Source organism: Pseudomonas sp. CC120222-01a, from assembly GCF_003097235.1.
GTDB lineage: Bacteria > Pseudomonadota > Gammaproteobacteria > Pseudomonadales > Pseudomonadaceae > Aquipseudomonas.
In genome coordinates, this window is record NZ_QEQQ01000012.1 from 63,250 (window position 1) to 77,497 (window position 14,248).

Genomic DNA, 14,248 nt, shown 5'->3' on the forward strand with positions numbered 1-14,248 from the left:
GTTCTTGATGGTTTTCTGCAGGCAGGATGACGAAATCGGCACAGTTGCAGAAAAGAGTGGCGGGTATGCAAGTTGGATGGGTAGGCTGCAGGCCTTGATGCATAAGGCTTTGGAGATTCATGGGTATTGACGGCCCTTTCGCGGGCAGAGAACCTGAAGATGACTGACACCCCCCTGGCAACCCTGTACCAGTCCCTCGACCAGCACCGCCCAGCCACCCTGGAGGCACTGCTGGCCGGTGTGTCGCTGCTACTGCCGATCCTCGACGCCATCCCCAACGCCGCGATCTTCATCAAGGACCCGGCCGCTCGCTATGTGCTGGCCAACACCACCCTGGTCCAGCGTTGTGGCCTCAAGCGCCTGCAGCCGCTACTGGGCAAGACCAGCGCCGAGGTGTTCCCGGCGCAACTGGGCCCCGGCTACACCGAGCAGGATCGCCGTGTACTGAAGGATGGGCTGGTGCTGGAGGATCAGCTCGAACTGCACCTGTACGGCAGCCGTGAACCGGGCTGGTGCCTGACCCACAAGCGCCCGCTGCGTAATCCGGCGGGCGAGATCATTGGCCTGGTGGGCATCTCCGTCGACCTGCAGTCAGCCGCCGACACCCACCCCGCCTACCAGCGCCTGGCGGCCGTGGACGAGCACATCCGCCGCCATTTCCACCAGCCGATCAGCATGAATGAGTTGACCCGCATAGCCGGCATTTCCGTGGCGCAGCTGGAGCGCTACTGCAAGCGGGTGTTCCACCTCACCCCACGGCAGATGATCCACAAGGCGCGCCTGGAGCACGCCCACCAGCTGTTGCATTCCGATTTGCCGATCACCGAAGTGGCGCTGCGCTGCGGCTACACCGACCACAGCGCGTTCAGCCGCCAATTCAAGCAGCTGACTGGCTTCACGCCCCGGCAATATCGCCAGGCGACGGCGAGTCAGGTGGGCTGAAACAGCGCCTTGGCTTCGGCGAAGCACTGCTCGGCAATCGCCGAGCGCGGCTCGCTGCGGCGCAGCAGCAGGCCGACCGGGCTGTGAATGCTGGCGTCGGTGATGGGGATAATGCGCATGTGCTCGCTGAGGTCTTCCAGGCCGCAGCCCAGCGGCATGATCGCGCAGCACACGCCGGTGTTGATGGCCTGTACCAGCTGGAAGGTCGAGTCGCTTTCCAGCACGGCATTGGGCTCCAGGCTGCGGCTGCGGAAGCTCAGGTCCAGCGACTGGCGGTAGTGCATGCCCTTGCTCAGCAGGCCCAGGGGAATGTCCGCGAGTTCGTCCCAGCGCAGGCTGTCGGTGTCGAACTGGAAGTGCTGGGTGTCGAACAGCAGGCCCATGGTGGTGGTGCCCAGCTCGATCACTTCGAAGAAGTTGGCGTTGACCTGGTCGAGGTAGCAGATGCCCAGGTCGAGCTGGTTGCGGCTCAGGCCGTCCATGATCTGCTCGGTGCTGTGCGAGCTGAGCTGGAACTGCAGTTCGGGGTACTTTTCGCGCAGTGGCAGCAGCAGGTGCATGGGGTTGAAGCTGGCCAGCGGCACGGTGCCCAGGCGCAGGCTGCCGACCACCTGGCCACGGCAGCTGGCGGCCTCGGCCTGCAGGCCGTCATGGGCGGCGAGCAGGGTGCGGGCCCAGGCCAGGATGCGCTCGCCCGCCTCGGTGAAACCCTCGAAACGCTGGCCGCGCTTGACCAGCACCAGGTCCAGTTCGTCCTCCAGGTTGCGCAGGCGCATGGACAGGGTCGGCTGAGTGATATGGCACAGCGCCGCCGCCTGGCCGAAGTGGCGGGTCTGGTCGAGGGCGATGAGGAACTTGAGCTGCTTGATGTCCATGGAAGTGCCTGGCGTCTGGTTGTGCAGACCTTAACCCACGTCTGCGATAGATGTCATTGATCGGCCGGTTCGCCATTTCGATTGGACGCTTGTCTGGCTTGCCTCTAGCGTGACGACAATGCCATTCAAGGAGCTTCACCGTGCGCGTCCAACCCGATGCGGTCTTCGTACCGCTGAACATCGCCGTGCTGACCGTCAGCGATACCCGTACCTACGACAACGACACCTCCGGCGAGCTGCTGGCCAGCCGCTCGGTGGAAGTCGGCCATCGCCTGGTGGCGCGGGCGCTGCTCAAGGACGACCTGTACAAGATCCGCGCCCAGGTAGCGACCTGGATCGCCGATGACGACGTGCAGGTGGTGCTGATCACCGGTGGCACCGGCTTTACCGGGCGTGACAGCACGCCGGAGGCAGTGCAGTGCCTGCTGGATCGGAGCGTCGATGGCTTTGGCGAACTGTTCCGCGCCTTGTCCATTCTCGATATCGGCAGCTCGACCGTGCAGAGCAGGGCGCTGGCAGGGATTTCCAACGGCACCCTGGTGTGCTGCCTGCCCGGCTCGACCGGCGCTTGCCGTACGGCCTGGGAAGGCATTCTGGTGGAGCAGCTGGATGCGCGGCATCGCCCCTGTAATTTTGTGAAGCATTTGAAACTCATCGACGCCTGCGAAAGCCGCGGTTAGCCTGCCCCGGCCTCTTCGCGGGCACGCCCGCACACAGGGATCACGCCTTACCTGTGGGAGCGAGCGTGCCCGCGAAGAGGCCATCAGCTCAGTACATAGTCTACTGGCAGCAACACCGGTGGCAGCGGCTCGACCCCCAGGGCACCCAGCACATCCCGCTCAACCGTCCTCACCATGGCATCCATCGGCAGGTCGTTCTCATCCCGCCCGAACGGGTCTTCCAGTTCGTTGCCAATTGCATCCAGCCCGAAGAAGGTGTAGCCGACGATGGTGGTGAACAGCGGCGCCAGCCAGCCCAGCGGCTCGGCCAGGGCAAACGGCAGCAGCAGGCAGAAGATATAGATGGTGCGGTGCAACAGCAGGGTATAGGGGAACGGCAATGGCGAGCCCTTGATCCGCTCGCAGGTGGCCTGCACCTCGGTCAGCCCGGCCAGGCGTTGTTCCAGCAGGGTATAGCGCCATTCGCTGATCTGCCCCTGCTCTGCCAGCCGCGAGCAGTGGCTGCCAATGTCGCGCAGGATGCCATCGCACACGTTGTACTCAGCCACCGGGGCCGCTGCGTTCAACCACGGGCGTGTGGCGTTCACTTCGTTTTCGTTGCGCAACCGCGCATTCAGCCCGTGGGCAAACCCGCACAGGCTGCGCAGCAGCTCGGCGCGCAGTGTCGGGTCGGTGATCACCAGGCTTTCGCGGATGAACGAACGGGTTTCGATGATCAGCTTGCCCCAGGCCTTGCGCCCCTCCCACCAACGGTCGTAGCAGGCGTTGTTGCGAAAGCTCATGAAGATCGACAGCGACAGCCCGAGCAGGGTGAACGGCGTGGCGCTGACCGGGTAGAAGAATGCCGGGAAATGCCGCTCGACCAGCACGATCAGCGCGGCCAGCAAGGTCACCATCAGGCAGCGCAGGGCAATGCGCTTGACGATCGAGCCCTTGAGGGTGAAAAGCACGCGCAGTACATCGGGGCGGGGGTGGACGATCATGGAAATCCAGAGGCGGCCGATCAGCCGCCGGTCATGTTCATGAAGCGCAGGATCTGCACCTCGCCACCGACCTCGAAATGATGGCGGTAGGGCTTGAGGTGCAGCGAGTCGCGGATGGCCTTGTCCAGCCGTGCAGCATCGCCGGGGTGGGCACGCAGTACCTGCTTGAGGTCCATCGAGTGTTCGTTGCCCAGGCACAGCAGCAGGCGGCCTTCGACGGTCAGGCGCACGCGGTTGCAGGTGGCGCAGAAGTTGTGGCTGTGCGGCGAGATGAAGCCGACGCGGGTGTGTGACGCTTCGGCCAGGCGCCAGTAGCGCGCCGGGCCTTGGGACGATTCGGTGGATTCGATCAGGGTGAAGTGCTCCGCCAGGCGCTCGCGCACTTCATCGCTGGAGCAGAACGACTCGCCGCGTTGATGTTCGTCGATCACCCCCAGGGGCATTTCTTCGATGAAGGTGATATCCAGCTCGCGGTCGATGGCAAAGCGCACCAGGTCGACCAGCTCGTGGTCGTTGCGGCCCTTGAGCACCACGCAGTTGAGCTTGGTGCGCTGGAAGCCGGCCTGGCGCGCGGCGTCGATGCCGGCGATCACCTGGTGCAGGTCACCCGTGCGGGTCAGTTGCTTGAAGCGCCCGGCGTCGAGGCTGTCGAGGCTGATGTTCAGGCGGGTGACGCCGGCGTCGAACAGCGGCTGGGCCAGGCGCCCGAGCTGCGAGCCGTTGCTGGTCATGCACAGTTCACGCAGGCCGGGCAGGGCGGCAATGCGCCCGCACAGGTCGACGATGCCCTGGCGCACCAGCGGCTCGCCACCGGTCAGGCGGATCTTGCGGGTGCCCAGGGCGACGAAGCGCTCGGCCACCTGGAACAGTTCTTCGAGGCTGAGGATCTGCTGGCGCGGCAGGAATTGCATGTCTTCGGCCATGCAGTACACGCAACGGAAGTCGCAGCGGTCTGTGACCGACATCCGCAGGTAGTCGATTTTCCGGTTGAAGCCGTCGATCAGGGCCCGGCTGTTCTGTTCCACGTTGGCGCTCGAAAGGAAATGGGGGCTACAGGATCCAAGCTATCGCCTGTGGCCAGCCCCGTCAAATTGCTTTCCCCGACCGTTTCATCAATGCCCTCTATCACGGCTGCAGGCCCCATTTTTAAAGGGTTGTAACTGCGTCTAGGCCTTCGTGGGCACGCCCGCTCTCACAGGGATTGCGCAGGTTTCGAGTGCGGTGATGTACCTGTGGGAGCGGGCGTGCCCGCGAAAGCCGCGGCGCGGTGCCAGCCCATGATCGAAATTGCTTATCAAGGGGTAAGACATATCGATTGGACGGCTCTATCGCTGGGTCCATACGCTGGAAGAAAGCATCGAAGCGTGAGGATTGACCGCATGAGCCAGGACCAACACATCAGGGACTACAAGGGCCCCGCCGCCGGCTGGGGCGCACTGAAGAGCGTGACCAAGAGCTGGCTGGGCAGCGAAAACGCCTTCAAGAACCTGCGGGCCATGCTCAAGACCAACCAGAACGGTGGCTTCGACTGCCCAGGCTGCGCCTGGGGCGAGTCGCCGGAAGGCGAAATGGTCAAGTTCTGCGAAAACGGCGCCAAGGCGGTGAACTGGGAAGCCACCGGCCGCTCGGTCGACCCGGCATTTTTCGCCAAGTACAGCGTCAGTGCGTTGCTCGACCAGACCGACTACTGGCTTGAATACCAAGGCCGCCTGACCCACCCGATGCGCTACGACGCGGCCACTGACCACTATGTCGAAACCAGCTGGCAAGAAGCCTTCGAGCTGATCGCCCAGCACCTGCGTGCCCTCGACTCGGCCGATCAGGCCGAGTTCTATACCTCGGGCCGGGCCAGCAACGAGGCAGCATTCCTCTACCAGTTGTTCGTCCGCGCTTACGGCACCAACAACTTCCCCGACTGCTCGAACATGTGTCACGAAGCCAGCGGCGCCGGCATGTCGGAAACCCTCGGGGTGGGCAAGGGCACCGTGGTGTTCCACGACCTGGAGCTGGCCGACGCGATCTTCGTCATCGGCCAGAACCCTGGCACCAACCACCCGCGCATGCTCGAACCGCTGCGCGAAGCGGTCAAGCGCGGTGCCCAGGTGGTGTGCTTCAACCCGCTCAAAGAGCGTGGCCTGGAGCGCTTCCAGCACCCGCAGCACCCATTCGAGATGCTCAGCAACGGCTCCGAGCCGACCACCAGTGCCTACTTCCGCCCGGCCCTGGGCGGCGACATGGCGGCTATGCGCGGTATCGCCAAGTTCCTCTTGCAGTGGGAGCGTGAAGCCCAGGCCAAGGGCGAGCCGGCGGTGTTCGACCATGCCTTCATCGCCGAGCACACCAGTGGCCTCGACGACTACCTGGCGGTGGTGGACGGCACCTCCTGGGAGCACATCGTCAAGCAGTCGGGCCTGACCCTGGCCGAGATCGAGTTGGCCGCGCGCATGTACCGCAAGGCCGAGCGGGTCATCATGTGCTGGGCGATGGGCGTCACCCAGCATCGCCATTCGGTGCCGACCGTGCAGGAAATCGTCAACCTGCAGCTGCTGCGCGGCAACGTCGGCAAACCCGGTGCCGGCCTGTCGCCGGTGCGCGGCCACAGCAACGTGCAGGGCGACCGCACCATGGGCATCGACGAGAAGCCCAAGGCGGCCCTGCTCGATGCCATCGAAAAGCGCTTCAAGTTCCGCGTGCCGCGTGCCCACGGGCACAACGCGGTGCTGGCGATCAAGGCCATGGAAGAGGGGAAAGCCAAGGTGTTCGTCGCCCTCGGCGGCAACTTCGCCCAAGCCACGCCGGATACCCCGCGCACCCACGCGGCGCTGCGCAACTGCGCGCTGACCGTGCAGATCTCCACCAAGCTCAACCGCTCGCACCTGGTCACCGGGCGCGATGCGCTGATTCTGCCGTGCCTGGGCCGTACCGAGATCGACATGCAGGCCGAGGGGCCGCAAGGCGTGACGGTGGAAGACACCTTCAGCATGGTGCATATCTCCAACGGCCAGCTGCGCCCGCGCTCTGCGCACATGCGCTCGGAGCCGTGGATCATCGCCGGCATGGCCAAGGCCACCCTGGGCAACCAGCCGATCGACTGGGAGTACGCGGTCGCCGACTACAACCGCATTCGCAGCATGATCGCCGACGTTATCCCGGGCTTTGCCAATTTCAACGAGCGCCTGCAGCACCCGGGTGGCTTCCACCTGGGTAACAACGCGGCGGATCGAAACTTCCGCACGGCCACTGGCAAGGCTCGCTTCATGCCCCATGCGCTGCCGGAGGAGCTGGTCAATGCCAAGGTGCTGGCACGCGGTGACAAGCCGGACCTGATCCTGCAGACCATGCGTTCGCACGACCAGTACAACACCACGCTGTACGGGCTCGATGACCGTTATCGCGGGGTGTTCGGCCTGCGCGAGGTAGTGTTTGTCAGCGAAGCGGACATCCGCCGTCTGGGCTTCGAGCCGGGCGAGCAGGTGGACCTGGTGTCGCTGTGGGAGGATGGCGTGGAGCGGCGGGTTTCTGGCTTCCGCCTGGTGCCTTATGACATTCCGGATGGCCAGGCGGCGGCGTATTACCCGGAGACCAACCCGCTGGTGCCGCTGGAGAGTTATGGCGAGGGGACGTATACGCCGACGTCCAAGTTCATTGCGATCAAGCTGGAGAAAGCCAAGGCCGGGAACCGGATCGAGGCGGTGCTCGCTTCGGATTGATAGGCTGCCTGAGCCGGCCTCTTCGCGGCTGAAGCCGCTCCTACAGGCATCTCGATACCCCTGTGGGAGCGGCTTTAGCCGCGAAGAATCCAGCGCCGATTCAGGATCGATGCACCGGAAGGGCCGTGGTGTACTTCATCTGCTCCATGGCAAAACTGGAGGTGATGTTCGACAGCCCATCGGTGCTGGTGATCAGCTTCTTGTAGAAGCGGTCATACGCCGCGATGTCGCCCACCACCACCCGCAGCATGTAGTCCCAGTCCCCGGACATGCGGTAGAACTCCATCACCTCCTCGAACCCCTTCACCGTCGTCGCAAACTGCTCCAGCCAGGCGCTGTCGTGGCGCTGGGTCTTGAGCTGGACGAACACGGTCAGCCCCAGCCCCAGGCGCTCGGGGTCCAGCAGGGCGACGCGGCCGAGGATGTAGCCTTCTTCTTCCAGGCGCTTGACCCGCTTCCAGCACGGCGTGGTCGACAGGTTGACCGCTTCGGCCAGGTCCTTGAGCGAGATCGAGGCGTCGCGTTGCAGCAGGGTGAGGATGTGTTGGTCGAAACTGTCCATGGCAGGGCAAAACCATCGAGAAAAATTTTCCCCAGATTACCTCAGGCCTAGGAAATTTTCCTGAATTGCCCTGGCATTGCCGCCACGCCAGGTTGTTGCCATAGTTGCAGGCTTGAATCCTGCCAATGGGCCCGACCATGTCCGACAAGCCGCGTAATTTCGCCACCCGTACCATTCACGCCGGCGAGCAGTCCAGCGTTGCCGACAACGCCATCTTCCCGCCCATCTACACCGCCAGTTCCTACATCAAGCGCAGCCTCGACGATAATCCCGAATACGCTTACAGCCGTGTCGGCAACCCGACCCGGCATGCCTATGAAAGCTGTGTTGCTGCGCTGGAGGAGGGCGTCGGTGCGGTGGCCTGTGCATCGGGTGTGAATGCCACCGCCACGGTGCTGGAACTGCTGCCCAAGGACGCCCACGTGGTGGTGATGAATGGCGTCTACGGCGGCACCTTCCGCATCCTCGAGGACTACCGCGGGCGTACTTCGGGCCTGACCACCACCTATGTCGACCTCAATGATGTCGAGGCGGTGGCGGCCGCGATCAAGCCAGAGACCCAGCTGATCTGGATCGAGTCACCGACCAACCCGTTGCTGCACCTGGTGGACATCAAGGCGGTGTGCGACCTGGCCCGTGCCCGCGGCATCCTCACCTGCATCGACAACACCTTCTGCTCGCCATGGAACCAGCGCCCGATCACCCTCGGCGTGGACCTGGTGATGCACTCGGCGAGCAAATACATCGGCGGCCATTCCGACCTCACCGGGGGCGTGGTGGTTGCTGCCAATGACCAACTGCTGGCGCGGCTGCGCAAGATCAGCATGGCGGTAGGCGCGATCCAGGGGCCGTTCGACTGCTACCTGGCCCTGCGCGGGCTGAAGACCCTGGATGTGCGCATGGAGCGCCAGTGTGCCAATGCGCTGCAGGTGGCGCGCTTCCTTGAAGGCCACCCGCAGGTCGAGCAGGTGTTCTACCCGGGGCTGGAAAGCCACCCGCAGCACGACCTGTGCAAGCGGCAGATGCGCGCTGGCGGAGCGGTGGTGGCGATGAAGGTCAAGGGCGCTGACCGGGCAGCGCTCAACCGGCTGGTCGAGGCCCTGCAGATCTTCGTGCTGGCCGACTCGCTGGGCGGCGTGGAGAGCATGATCAACCACTCCTGGAGCATGTCGCACAACTCGTTGAGCCCAGCGCAGAAGGGCGAGATGGGGATCAGCGAGAACCTGCTGCGGTTGTCGGTGGGGATCGAGGATTACCGCGACCTGATCGAAGACCTGGATGGCGCGTTGAAGGCTTCAGCGGCGGTGTAAGGGCTGCTGGCCCTATCGCGAGCTGCGCTCGCTCCTACGGGGCATGTGTAATCCTGTAGGAGCGAGCGCAGCTCGCGATTAGGCCAGTGAATTCAATGAAGGACTATCAGGACTTCGGCGGATGAATGATCCGTTCGATCTTGTCCTTGAGCAGCAATCTTTCCTTGCGCAGGCGGTTGACCGCCTCATCGTTGGTGCCGTTGGCCTCGGCGGCCAGCACCTCCTTGTCCTTGGTGTTGTATTCCTTGTGCAGCTTGTGAAGGTCCTGGTCCTTGTCTATGAGCGCCTGGAATGCGTCAGCGGTAACGTGCAGGTCAGCGAGCAGATCATGCGGAACTGGCATTTCTTCACCTCTGTCAGGGTTGTCGGTAAGGTCCTGACCTATGAGGATAGCCGCCTTTGCGCAGGTGGGGGACTGGGGTAGGCTGTCGCATCCTTTCCCGTGCCTGGAGCCTGCGCCATGCCTCACCTGAACCTGGAATACAGTGACAACCTGCTCGAGATCAACGTCGATGTGCTGTTGCTGCGCCTGAACCACACCCTGGTCGGCAGTGGCCAGTTCGCCGACGAGGCCGACATCAAGAGCCGGGCTCAGGCCTTCAGCCAGTACCGAGTGGGCACCGCGCCGGGTGAGCGGGCTTTCGCCCATGTGCGCCTGGCAATCCTCAGCGGGCGTTCGCCCGAAGTGAAGCAGCAGTTGTCGAACGGCTTGCTCGAGGTGCTGCGCGAAGCGATTCCGGCCAAGGCCGGTGTGGACATCCAGCTCTGCGTCGAAGTGCTCGACATCGACCGCGAACCCTATGCCAAGGCGCGTCTGCGCGGCTGAACAAACGCTGAATGAAGTTAATTTAATGTAAAAAAATGCATCGGCTTACGAATTTGTTACCGTCTTTTTCACGAAAAATTGATGGTGCGCTTTCTAGAGTTCGCCCGACTTTCCCACGGTGCCATCTGGCCTGGGGGGTTGATAACCACTCTTGATTGCGAATGCCGATGCTCAACTTCAAATCCCTGCGGACTGAATGGGTCACGCTGTTGGCCAGCGTTTACCTGCTGGTCGGTCTCAACATGTTCCTCTGGGGGCACCTGCAAGAGGTGGTGCCTGCCGGGATGTCGGGGCTCTGGCTGAGCCTGGCGTTCGCGGTGCTGATGCTGTTCGCGTTCAACCTGGTGTTGACGCTGTTCGCCTTTCGTTATGTCTTGAAACCGTTATTGATCGTGTTGTTCTTGAGTGGCGCGAGTGCCGCTTACTTCATGAACCAATACGGCGTACTTATTGACGCTGGCATGTTCCGCAACATGGCCGAGACCAATGTTGCGGAAGTGCGCGATCTGATGTCGTTCAAGTTCGCTGCCTATATTCTGTTGCTCGGCGTATTGCCGTCGGTATTGCTGTGGAAGGCGCAGATCGCCTACCGCCCGTGGCACCGCGAACTGCTCGGCAAGCTGGTGGTCAGCGGCGCCTGCGTGGTGGCGCTGGGCTCGGTGGCACTGGTCAACTATCAAGGGCTGTCGTCGCTGTTTCGCAACCACCACGAACTGCGCCTGATGCTCACCCCGAGCAATGTCGTTGGCGCAACCATCGGTTATGTCAACGAGCGCGTCGGTACTGCAGCGCGCCCGTTCCAGAACTATGGCGAAGATGCCAAGCGTGACGCGGCCTGGCAGAAGCACGAGCGCAAATCGCTGACCGTGCTGGTAGTCGGTGAAAGTGCGCGGGCCGATCACTTCGGCGTGCTGGGCTATGACCGCGATACCACCCCGAACCTGGCCAAGGAACAGGGCTTGGTGAGTTTCTCCGATGTGCATTCCTGCGGTACCGAAACCGCCGTCTCGGTGCCGTGCATGTTCTCCGGCATGAAGCGCAAGGAATACGACGCCCGCGTGGCGAAGAACCGCGAAGGGCTGCTGGACATCCTCCAGCGTGCCGGCCTGGCCGTGCAGTGGCGCGACAACCAGTCGGGCTGCAAGGGCACCTGCGACCGCGTGCAGTTCATCGATGTCAGCAACCTCAAGGATCCGCAACTGTGCGCCAGTGGCGAGTGCCATGACGAAATCCTGCTGCAGGGCCTGGGCGAGCTGATCGACAACCTCGACAAGGACACCGTGCTGGTATTGCACCAGATGGGCAGCCACGGCCCCGAGTATTTCAAGCGCTACCCTAAAGACGGCGAGCGCTTCACCCCGGTGTGCCAGAGCAACGCGCTGAACCAGTGCAGCGAGCAGGAAATCATCAACGGCTATGACAACACCCTGGCCTACACTGACAAGGTGTTGTCGTCGCTGATCGATACCCTGCGCAGCAAGCAGGACAAGGTCGACACGGCGATGATCTACCTGTCCGACCATGGCGAGTCGCTGGGCGAGTACAACCTGTTCCTGCACGGCACCCCGTATGCCATTGCCCCGGAGCAACAGAAGCATGTGCCGCTGCTGACCTGGTTCTCCGACAGCTACAAGGAGGACTTCGGCATCGACACCGACTGCCTGGCCAAGCTCAGCGATGCACCGTTGTCGCATGACAACCTGTTCCATTCGATGCTGGGCCTGCTGCAAGTACGCACCGAGGTCTACCAGCAGTCGCTGGACATGTTTGCCAGCTGCCGGCCGTGGCTGGCAGCCCAGCGTTGAGGCCGTTCATCTAAACCAGGGATGGCGCAGGTTTCACCAGCAGGGCCCGCGCCGTATATACTGCGCGCCAATGTTTGTGGGAGAGCCTTGTGGCCATCGAAATTCACTGGATCCGTGACGACCAGACCCTGGCCGAACACTGCCGCAAGTGGCGCGAACTGCCGTTCGTGGCGCTCGACACCGAGTTCATGCGGGTCGACACCTTCTACCCGAAAGCCGGTCTGGTGCAGGTCGGTGACGGGCAGCGGGCTTTCCTCATCGACCCGCTGCTGATCGGCAACTGGCAGCCGCTGGGCGAACTGCTCGACGACAGCAACGTGGTCAAGGTGCTGCACGCCTGCAGCGAAGACCTTGAAGTGCTGCTGCGCCTCACCGGCAAACTGCCGCAACCGTTGTTCGACACCCAGCTGGCCGCCGGTTACCTGAACCTGGGCTTCTCCATGGGCTATTCGCGCCTGGTGCAGGAAGTGCTGGGCATCGAGCTGCCCAAGGGCGAAACCCGTTCTGACTGGCTGCAGCGCCCGCTGTCGGAAACCCAGGTCAGCTACGCCGCCGAAGATGCCGTGCACCTCGCCGAACTGTTCGCCGCCTTGCAGCCACGCCTGTCCGGCGACAAGTACGCCTGGGTGCTGGACGATGGCGCCGAGCTGGTGGCCGCGCTGCGCCGTGAAGTCGAACCCGAGACCTTGTACCGTGACGTCAAGCTCGCCTGGAAGCTGGGCCGCCAGCAACTGGCGGTGCTGCGCGAACTGTGCGCCTGGCGCGAGCGCGAAGCGCGCAGCCGTGATGTGCCGCGCAACCGCATTCTCAAGGAACACTCGCTGTGGCCCATGGCCAAGAGCCAGCCGGACAACCTGTCGGCCCTGGCCAAGATTGAAGAAATGCACCCGCGCACCATCCGCCAGGACGGCGCTTTCCTGCTCGAACTGATCAAGCGCGCCGGCAACCTGCCGTCCGAGCAATGGCCACAGCCCTTGCCTGAGCCGCTGCCGATCGAAGCCGCCGGTATCCTCAAGCGCCTGCGTGCCATCGGCCAGGCCGAAGGTGAGCGCCTGGGGATCGCCCCGGAGCTGATGCTGCGCAAGAAAACCCTGGAAGCCCTGCTCAAGAGCGGCTATCCGAACGGCCCTTATCAACTGCCCGATTCGCTGCGCGGCTGGCGCCGTGAGCGGATGGGCCAGGCCCTGCTGGATGACCTGGCAGGTGCCGGAGACAAGCAATGAAACGTATCTGCTCGATCTACAAGAGCCCACGCAAGAACGAAATGTACCTGTACGTGCTCAAGGCCGATGGCCTGGAGCGCGTGCCTGAGGCGCTGCTGCCCTTCTTTGGCAAGCCGGTGCACGCCTTCGACCTGGTGTTGACCCCGGAGCGCCAACTGGCCCGCGAGGACATCGCCAAGGTGCTGGAAAACCTCGAGACCCAGGGTTATCACCTGCAGATGCCACCGGCCGAGGACGAGTACATCGAGCACTTGCCCGAAGAGCTGCTGCGCCGTAACGACCCGGTTTGATCATGCGTGTACTGATTGCTGAGCATGATCATGCTCGATACGCCGAACTGCTGCGCGAAGCCATGCCGGACCTGGAAGTCCTGACCAGCGGCGACTCCGCCGAACTGGCCCGCCAGGCGCCGCAGTGCCCGGTATGGCTGGGCCAGCCGGATTTGCTGGCGAGCTTGCTGCGCCAGGGCCACAAGCCTGAATGGATGCAGTCCACCTGGGCCGGCATCACGCCATTGCTGGCCGAAGGGCTGCCGCGTGACTACCGCCTGACCCGTGCCGTAGGCATCTTCGGCCAGGTGATGGCCGAGTACATGCTGACCTACATGCTCGGGCATGAGCGGGAAGTGCTGTCGCGCCTGGTCAGCCAGGTGGAGCGTCGCTGGGATGACCGCCCGGGGCGTACCCTGGAAGGGCGCAAGGTGCTGATCGTCGGTACCGGCGATATCGGCCAGCGGGTGGCCGAGTTACTCGTGCCGTTTGGCGTGACCCTTTACGGTATCGCCAGCAGCGCACGCGAGCAGGCGCCGTTCGTCGAAGTGGCGGGGCTGGCGGATTTGCCGCGCATGGTCGGGCAGGTGGATTACGTGCTCAACTTGCTGCCGGACACACCGGCCACCCATGACCTGTATGACGCAGCGCTGTTCCAGTGCTTCCAGCCCACGGCGCTGTTCATCAATGCCGGGCGTGGCGCGGCGGTGGTCGATGCCGACCTGGTCGAGGCGCTGAAGCAGGGGCATCTGGCCGGGGCGGTGATCGATGTGTGCCGGCAGGAGCCGCTGCCGCAACGGCATCCGTTCTGGACTGCCTGGGGCTTGTTGCTGACCGGGCACAGCTCGGCGCCCACCTCGCCGGCGGCGATGGTGCGGTTGTTTGCCGGGAATGTGCGGGCGTATGCAGAGGGGCAGGGGTTGCGCGGCGAAGTCGACTTCGCCCGGGGTTACTGACCTCTTTTGCCTGTGCTGGCCTCTCGCGGATAAATCCGCTCCTACAGGGCGCGCGGCCTTGTAGGAGCGGATTTATCCGCGAGAGGCCAGCACAGGCGACACAAGCC

Annotated in this window: 14 protein-coding genes; 9 read left to right on the forward strand and 5 right to left on the reverse strand. The window is 63.5% G+C overall.

What is annotated here, in order from left to right:
* Nucleotides 1-159: 159 nt before the first annotated feature.
* Nucleotides 160-942, forward strand: coding sequence for an AraC family transcriptional regulator (locus N430_RS16560; protein ID WP_110637128.1), 783 nt, complete (start codon nucleotides 160-162; stop codon nucleotides 940-942).
* On the opposite strand, the gene N430_RS16565 is transcribed toward N430_RS16560, so the two are convergent.
* Nucleotides 930-1,817 carry a LysR family transcriptional regulator gene (locus N430_RS16565; protein WP_110637126.1) on the reverse strand — a complete coding sequence of 296 codons (888 nt, stop codon included), beginning with the start codon at nucleotides 1,815-1,817 and terminating at the stop codon, nucleotides 930-932. The two genes, N430_RS16560 and N430_RS16565, sit on opposite strands and share 13 nt — an antisense overlap.
* 140 nt (nucleotides 1,818-1,957) lie before the next feature.
* Here N430_RS16565 and moaB point away from each other — a divergent pair, with 140 nt between their 5' ends.
* Nucleotides 1,958-2,497, forward strand: a complete 540-nt coding sequence (gene moaB / locus N430_RS16570) for a molybdenum cofactor biosynthesis protein B (protein ID WP_110637124.1) — start codon at nucleotides 1,958-1,960, stop codon at nucleotides 2,495-2,497.
* Nucleotides 2,498-2,580: 83 nt separating this feature from the next.
* On the opposite strand, the gene N430_RS16575 is transcribed toward moaB, so the two are convergent.
* Together N430_RS16575 and moaA are read right to left on the reverse strand one after the other, a co-directional pair.
* Nucleotides 2,581-3,480 (reverse strand): bestrophin family protein, encoded by a 900-nt coding sequence (locus tag N430_RS16575; RefSeq protein ID WP_110637122.1) that lies wholly within the window; start codon nucleotides 3,478-3,480, stop codon nucleotides 2,581-2,583.
* A 20-nt stretch (nucleotides 3,481-3,500) separates the two neighbouring features.
* The gene (moaA, locus tag N430_RS16580) at nucleotides 3,501-4,505 is read right to left on the reverse strand and encodes a GTP 3',8-cyclase MoaA (RefSeq protein ID WP_110637120.1); all 1,005 of its coding nucleotides are present in this window, start codon (nucleotides 4,503-4,505) and stop codon (nucleotides 3,501-3,503) included.
* 354 nt (nucleotides 4,506-4,859) lie between these two features.
* Between moaA and N430_RS16585 the strand changes: the two genes are divergently transcribed.
* Nucleotides 4,860-7,190, forward strand: a complete 2,331-nt coding sequence (locus tag N430_RS16585; protein ID WP_110637119.1) for an FdhF/YdeP family oxidoreductase — start codon at nucleotides 4,860-4,862, stop codon at nucleotides 7,188-7,190.
* A gap of 100 nt (nucleotides 7,191-7,290) precedes the next feature.
* Here N430_RS16585 and N430_RS16590 read toward each other — a convergent pair whose 3' ends face one another.
* Complete coding sequence (locus N430_RS16590) at nucleotides 7,291-7,752, reverse strand: Lrp/AsnC family transcriptional regulator (RefSeq protein WP_110637117.1); 462 nt, start codon at nucleotides 7,750-7,752, stop codon at nucleotides 7,291-7,293.
* Nucleotides 7,753-7,877: 125 nt separating this feature from the next.
* Here N430_RS16590 and N430_RS16595 point away from each other — a divergent pair, with 125 nt between their 5' ends.
* The gene (locus tag N430_RS16595; protein WP_110637115.1) at nucleotides 7,878-9,062 is read left to right on the forward strand and encodes a PLP-dependent aspartate aminotransferase family protein; all 1,185 of its coding nucleotides are present in this window, start codon (nucleotides 7,878-7,880) and stop codon (nucleotides 9,060-9,062) included.
* A gap of 106 nt (nucleotides 9,063-9,168) precedes the next feature.
* On the opposite strand, the gene N430_RS16600 is transcribed toward N430_RS16595, so the two are convergent.
* On the reverse strand, nucleotides 9,169-9,405 hold the full coding sequence (locus N430_RS16600) for a YdcH family protein (protein ID WP_103446325.1): 237 nt from the start codon (nucleotides 9,403-9,405) through the stop codon (nucleotides 9,169-9,171).
* 117 nt (nucleotides 9,406-9,522) lie between these two features.
* Between N430_RS16600 and N430_RS16605 the strand changes: the two genes are divergently transcribed.
* The 5 genes from N430_RS16605 to N430_RS16625 all read left to right on the forward strand — a co-directional run bounded on the left by N430_RS16605 (nucleotide 9,523) and on the right by N430_RS16625 (nucleotide 14,141).
* Entirely contained in the window at nucleotides 9,523-9,888 is a 366-nt protein-coding gene (locus tag N430_RS16605) for a 5-carboxymethyl-2-hydroxymuconate Delta-isomerase (protein WP_110637113.1), read from the forward strand.
* 167 nt (nucleotides 9,889-10,055) lie between these two features.
* A complete protein-coding gene (locus N430_RS16610) occupies nucleotides 10,056-11,693 on the forward strand; it encodes a phosphoethanolamine transferase (RefSeq protein ID WP_110637267.1) in 1,638 nt (545 codons plus the stop codon).
* Nucleotides 11,694-11,782: 89 nt separating this feature from the next.
* On the forward strand, nucleotides 11,783-12,916 hold the full coding sequence (rnd, locus tag N430_RS16615) for a ribonuclease D (RefSeq protein WP_110637111.1): 1,134 nt from the start codon (nucleotides 11,783-11,785) through the stop codon (nucleotides 12,914-12,916).
* Nucleotides 12,913-13,206, forward strand: a complete 294-nt coding sequence (locus tag N430_RS16620) for a YcgL domain-containing protein (RefSeq protein ID WP_110637109.1) — start codon at nucleotides 12,913-12,915, stop codon at nucleotides 13,204-13,206. Before rnd ends, N430_RS16620 begins: the two co-directional genes overlap by 4 nt.
* A gap of 2 nt (nucleotides 13,207-13,208) precedes the next feature.
* Nucleotides 13,209-14,141: a D-2-hydroxyacid dehydrogenase gene (locus N430_RS16625; protein ID WP_110637107.1), complete on the forward strand. Its 933-nt coding sequence runs from the start codon at nucleotides 13,209-13,211 to the stop codon at nucleotides 14,139-14,141.
* The last annotated feature ends 107 nt before the right edge of the window (nucleotides 14,142-14,248 follow it).

What these genes read in the sequence shown, in the direction of transcription:
- N430_RS16560 (WP_110637128.1), top strand. Translation starts at nt 160, where the DNA reads ATGACTGACACCCCCCTGGCAACCCTGTACCAGTCCCTCGACCAGCAC.
- N430_RS16565 (WP_110637126.1), bottom strand. Translation starts at nt 1,817, where the DNA reads ATGGACATCAAGCAGCTCAAGTTCCTCATCGCCCTCGACCAGACCCGC.
- N430_RS16575 (WP_110637122.1), bottom strand. Translation starts at nt 3,480, where the DNA reads ATGATCGTCCACCCCCGCCCCGATGTACTGCGCGTGCTTTTCACCCTC.
- N430_RS16585 (WP_110637119.1), top strand. Translation starts at nt 4,860, where the DNA reads ATGAGCCAGGACCAACACATCAGGGACTACAAGGGCCCCGCCGCCGGC.
- N430_RS16590 (WP_110637117.1), bottom strand. Translation starts at nt 7,752, where the DNA reads ATGGACAGTTTCGACCAACACATCCTCACCCTGCTGCAACGCGACGCC.
- N430_RS16595 (WP_110637115.1), top strand. Translation starts at nt 7,878, where the DNA reads ATGGGCCCGACCATGTCCGACAAGCCGCGTAATTTCGCCACCCGTACC.
- N430_RS16600 (WP_103446325.1), bottom strand. Translation starts at nt 9,405, where the DNA reads ATGCCAGTTCCGCATGATCTGCTCGCTGACCTGCACGTTACCGCTGAC.
- N430_RS16605 (WP_110637113.1), top strand. Translation starts at nt 9,523, where the DNA reads ATGCCTCACCTGAACCTGGAATACAGTGACAACCTGCTCGAGATCAAC.
- N430_RS16610 (WP_110637267.1), top strand. Translation starts at nt 10,056, where the DNA reads ATGCTCAACTTCAAATCCCTGCGGACTGAATGGGTCACGCTGTTGGCC.
- N430_RS16620 (WP_110637109.1), top strand. Translation starts at nt 12,913, where the DNA reads ATGAAACGTATCTGCTCGATCTACAAGAGCCCACGCAAGAACGAAATG.
- N430_RS16625 (WP_110637107.1), top strand. Translation starts at nt 13,209, where the DNA reads ATGCGTGTACTGATTGCTGAGCATGATCATGCTCGATACGCCGAACTG.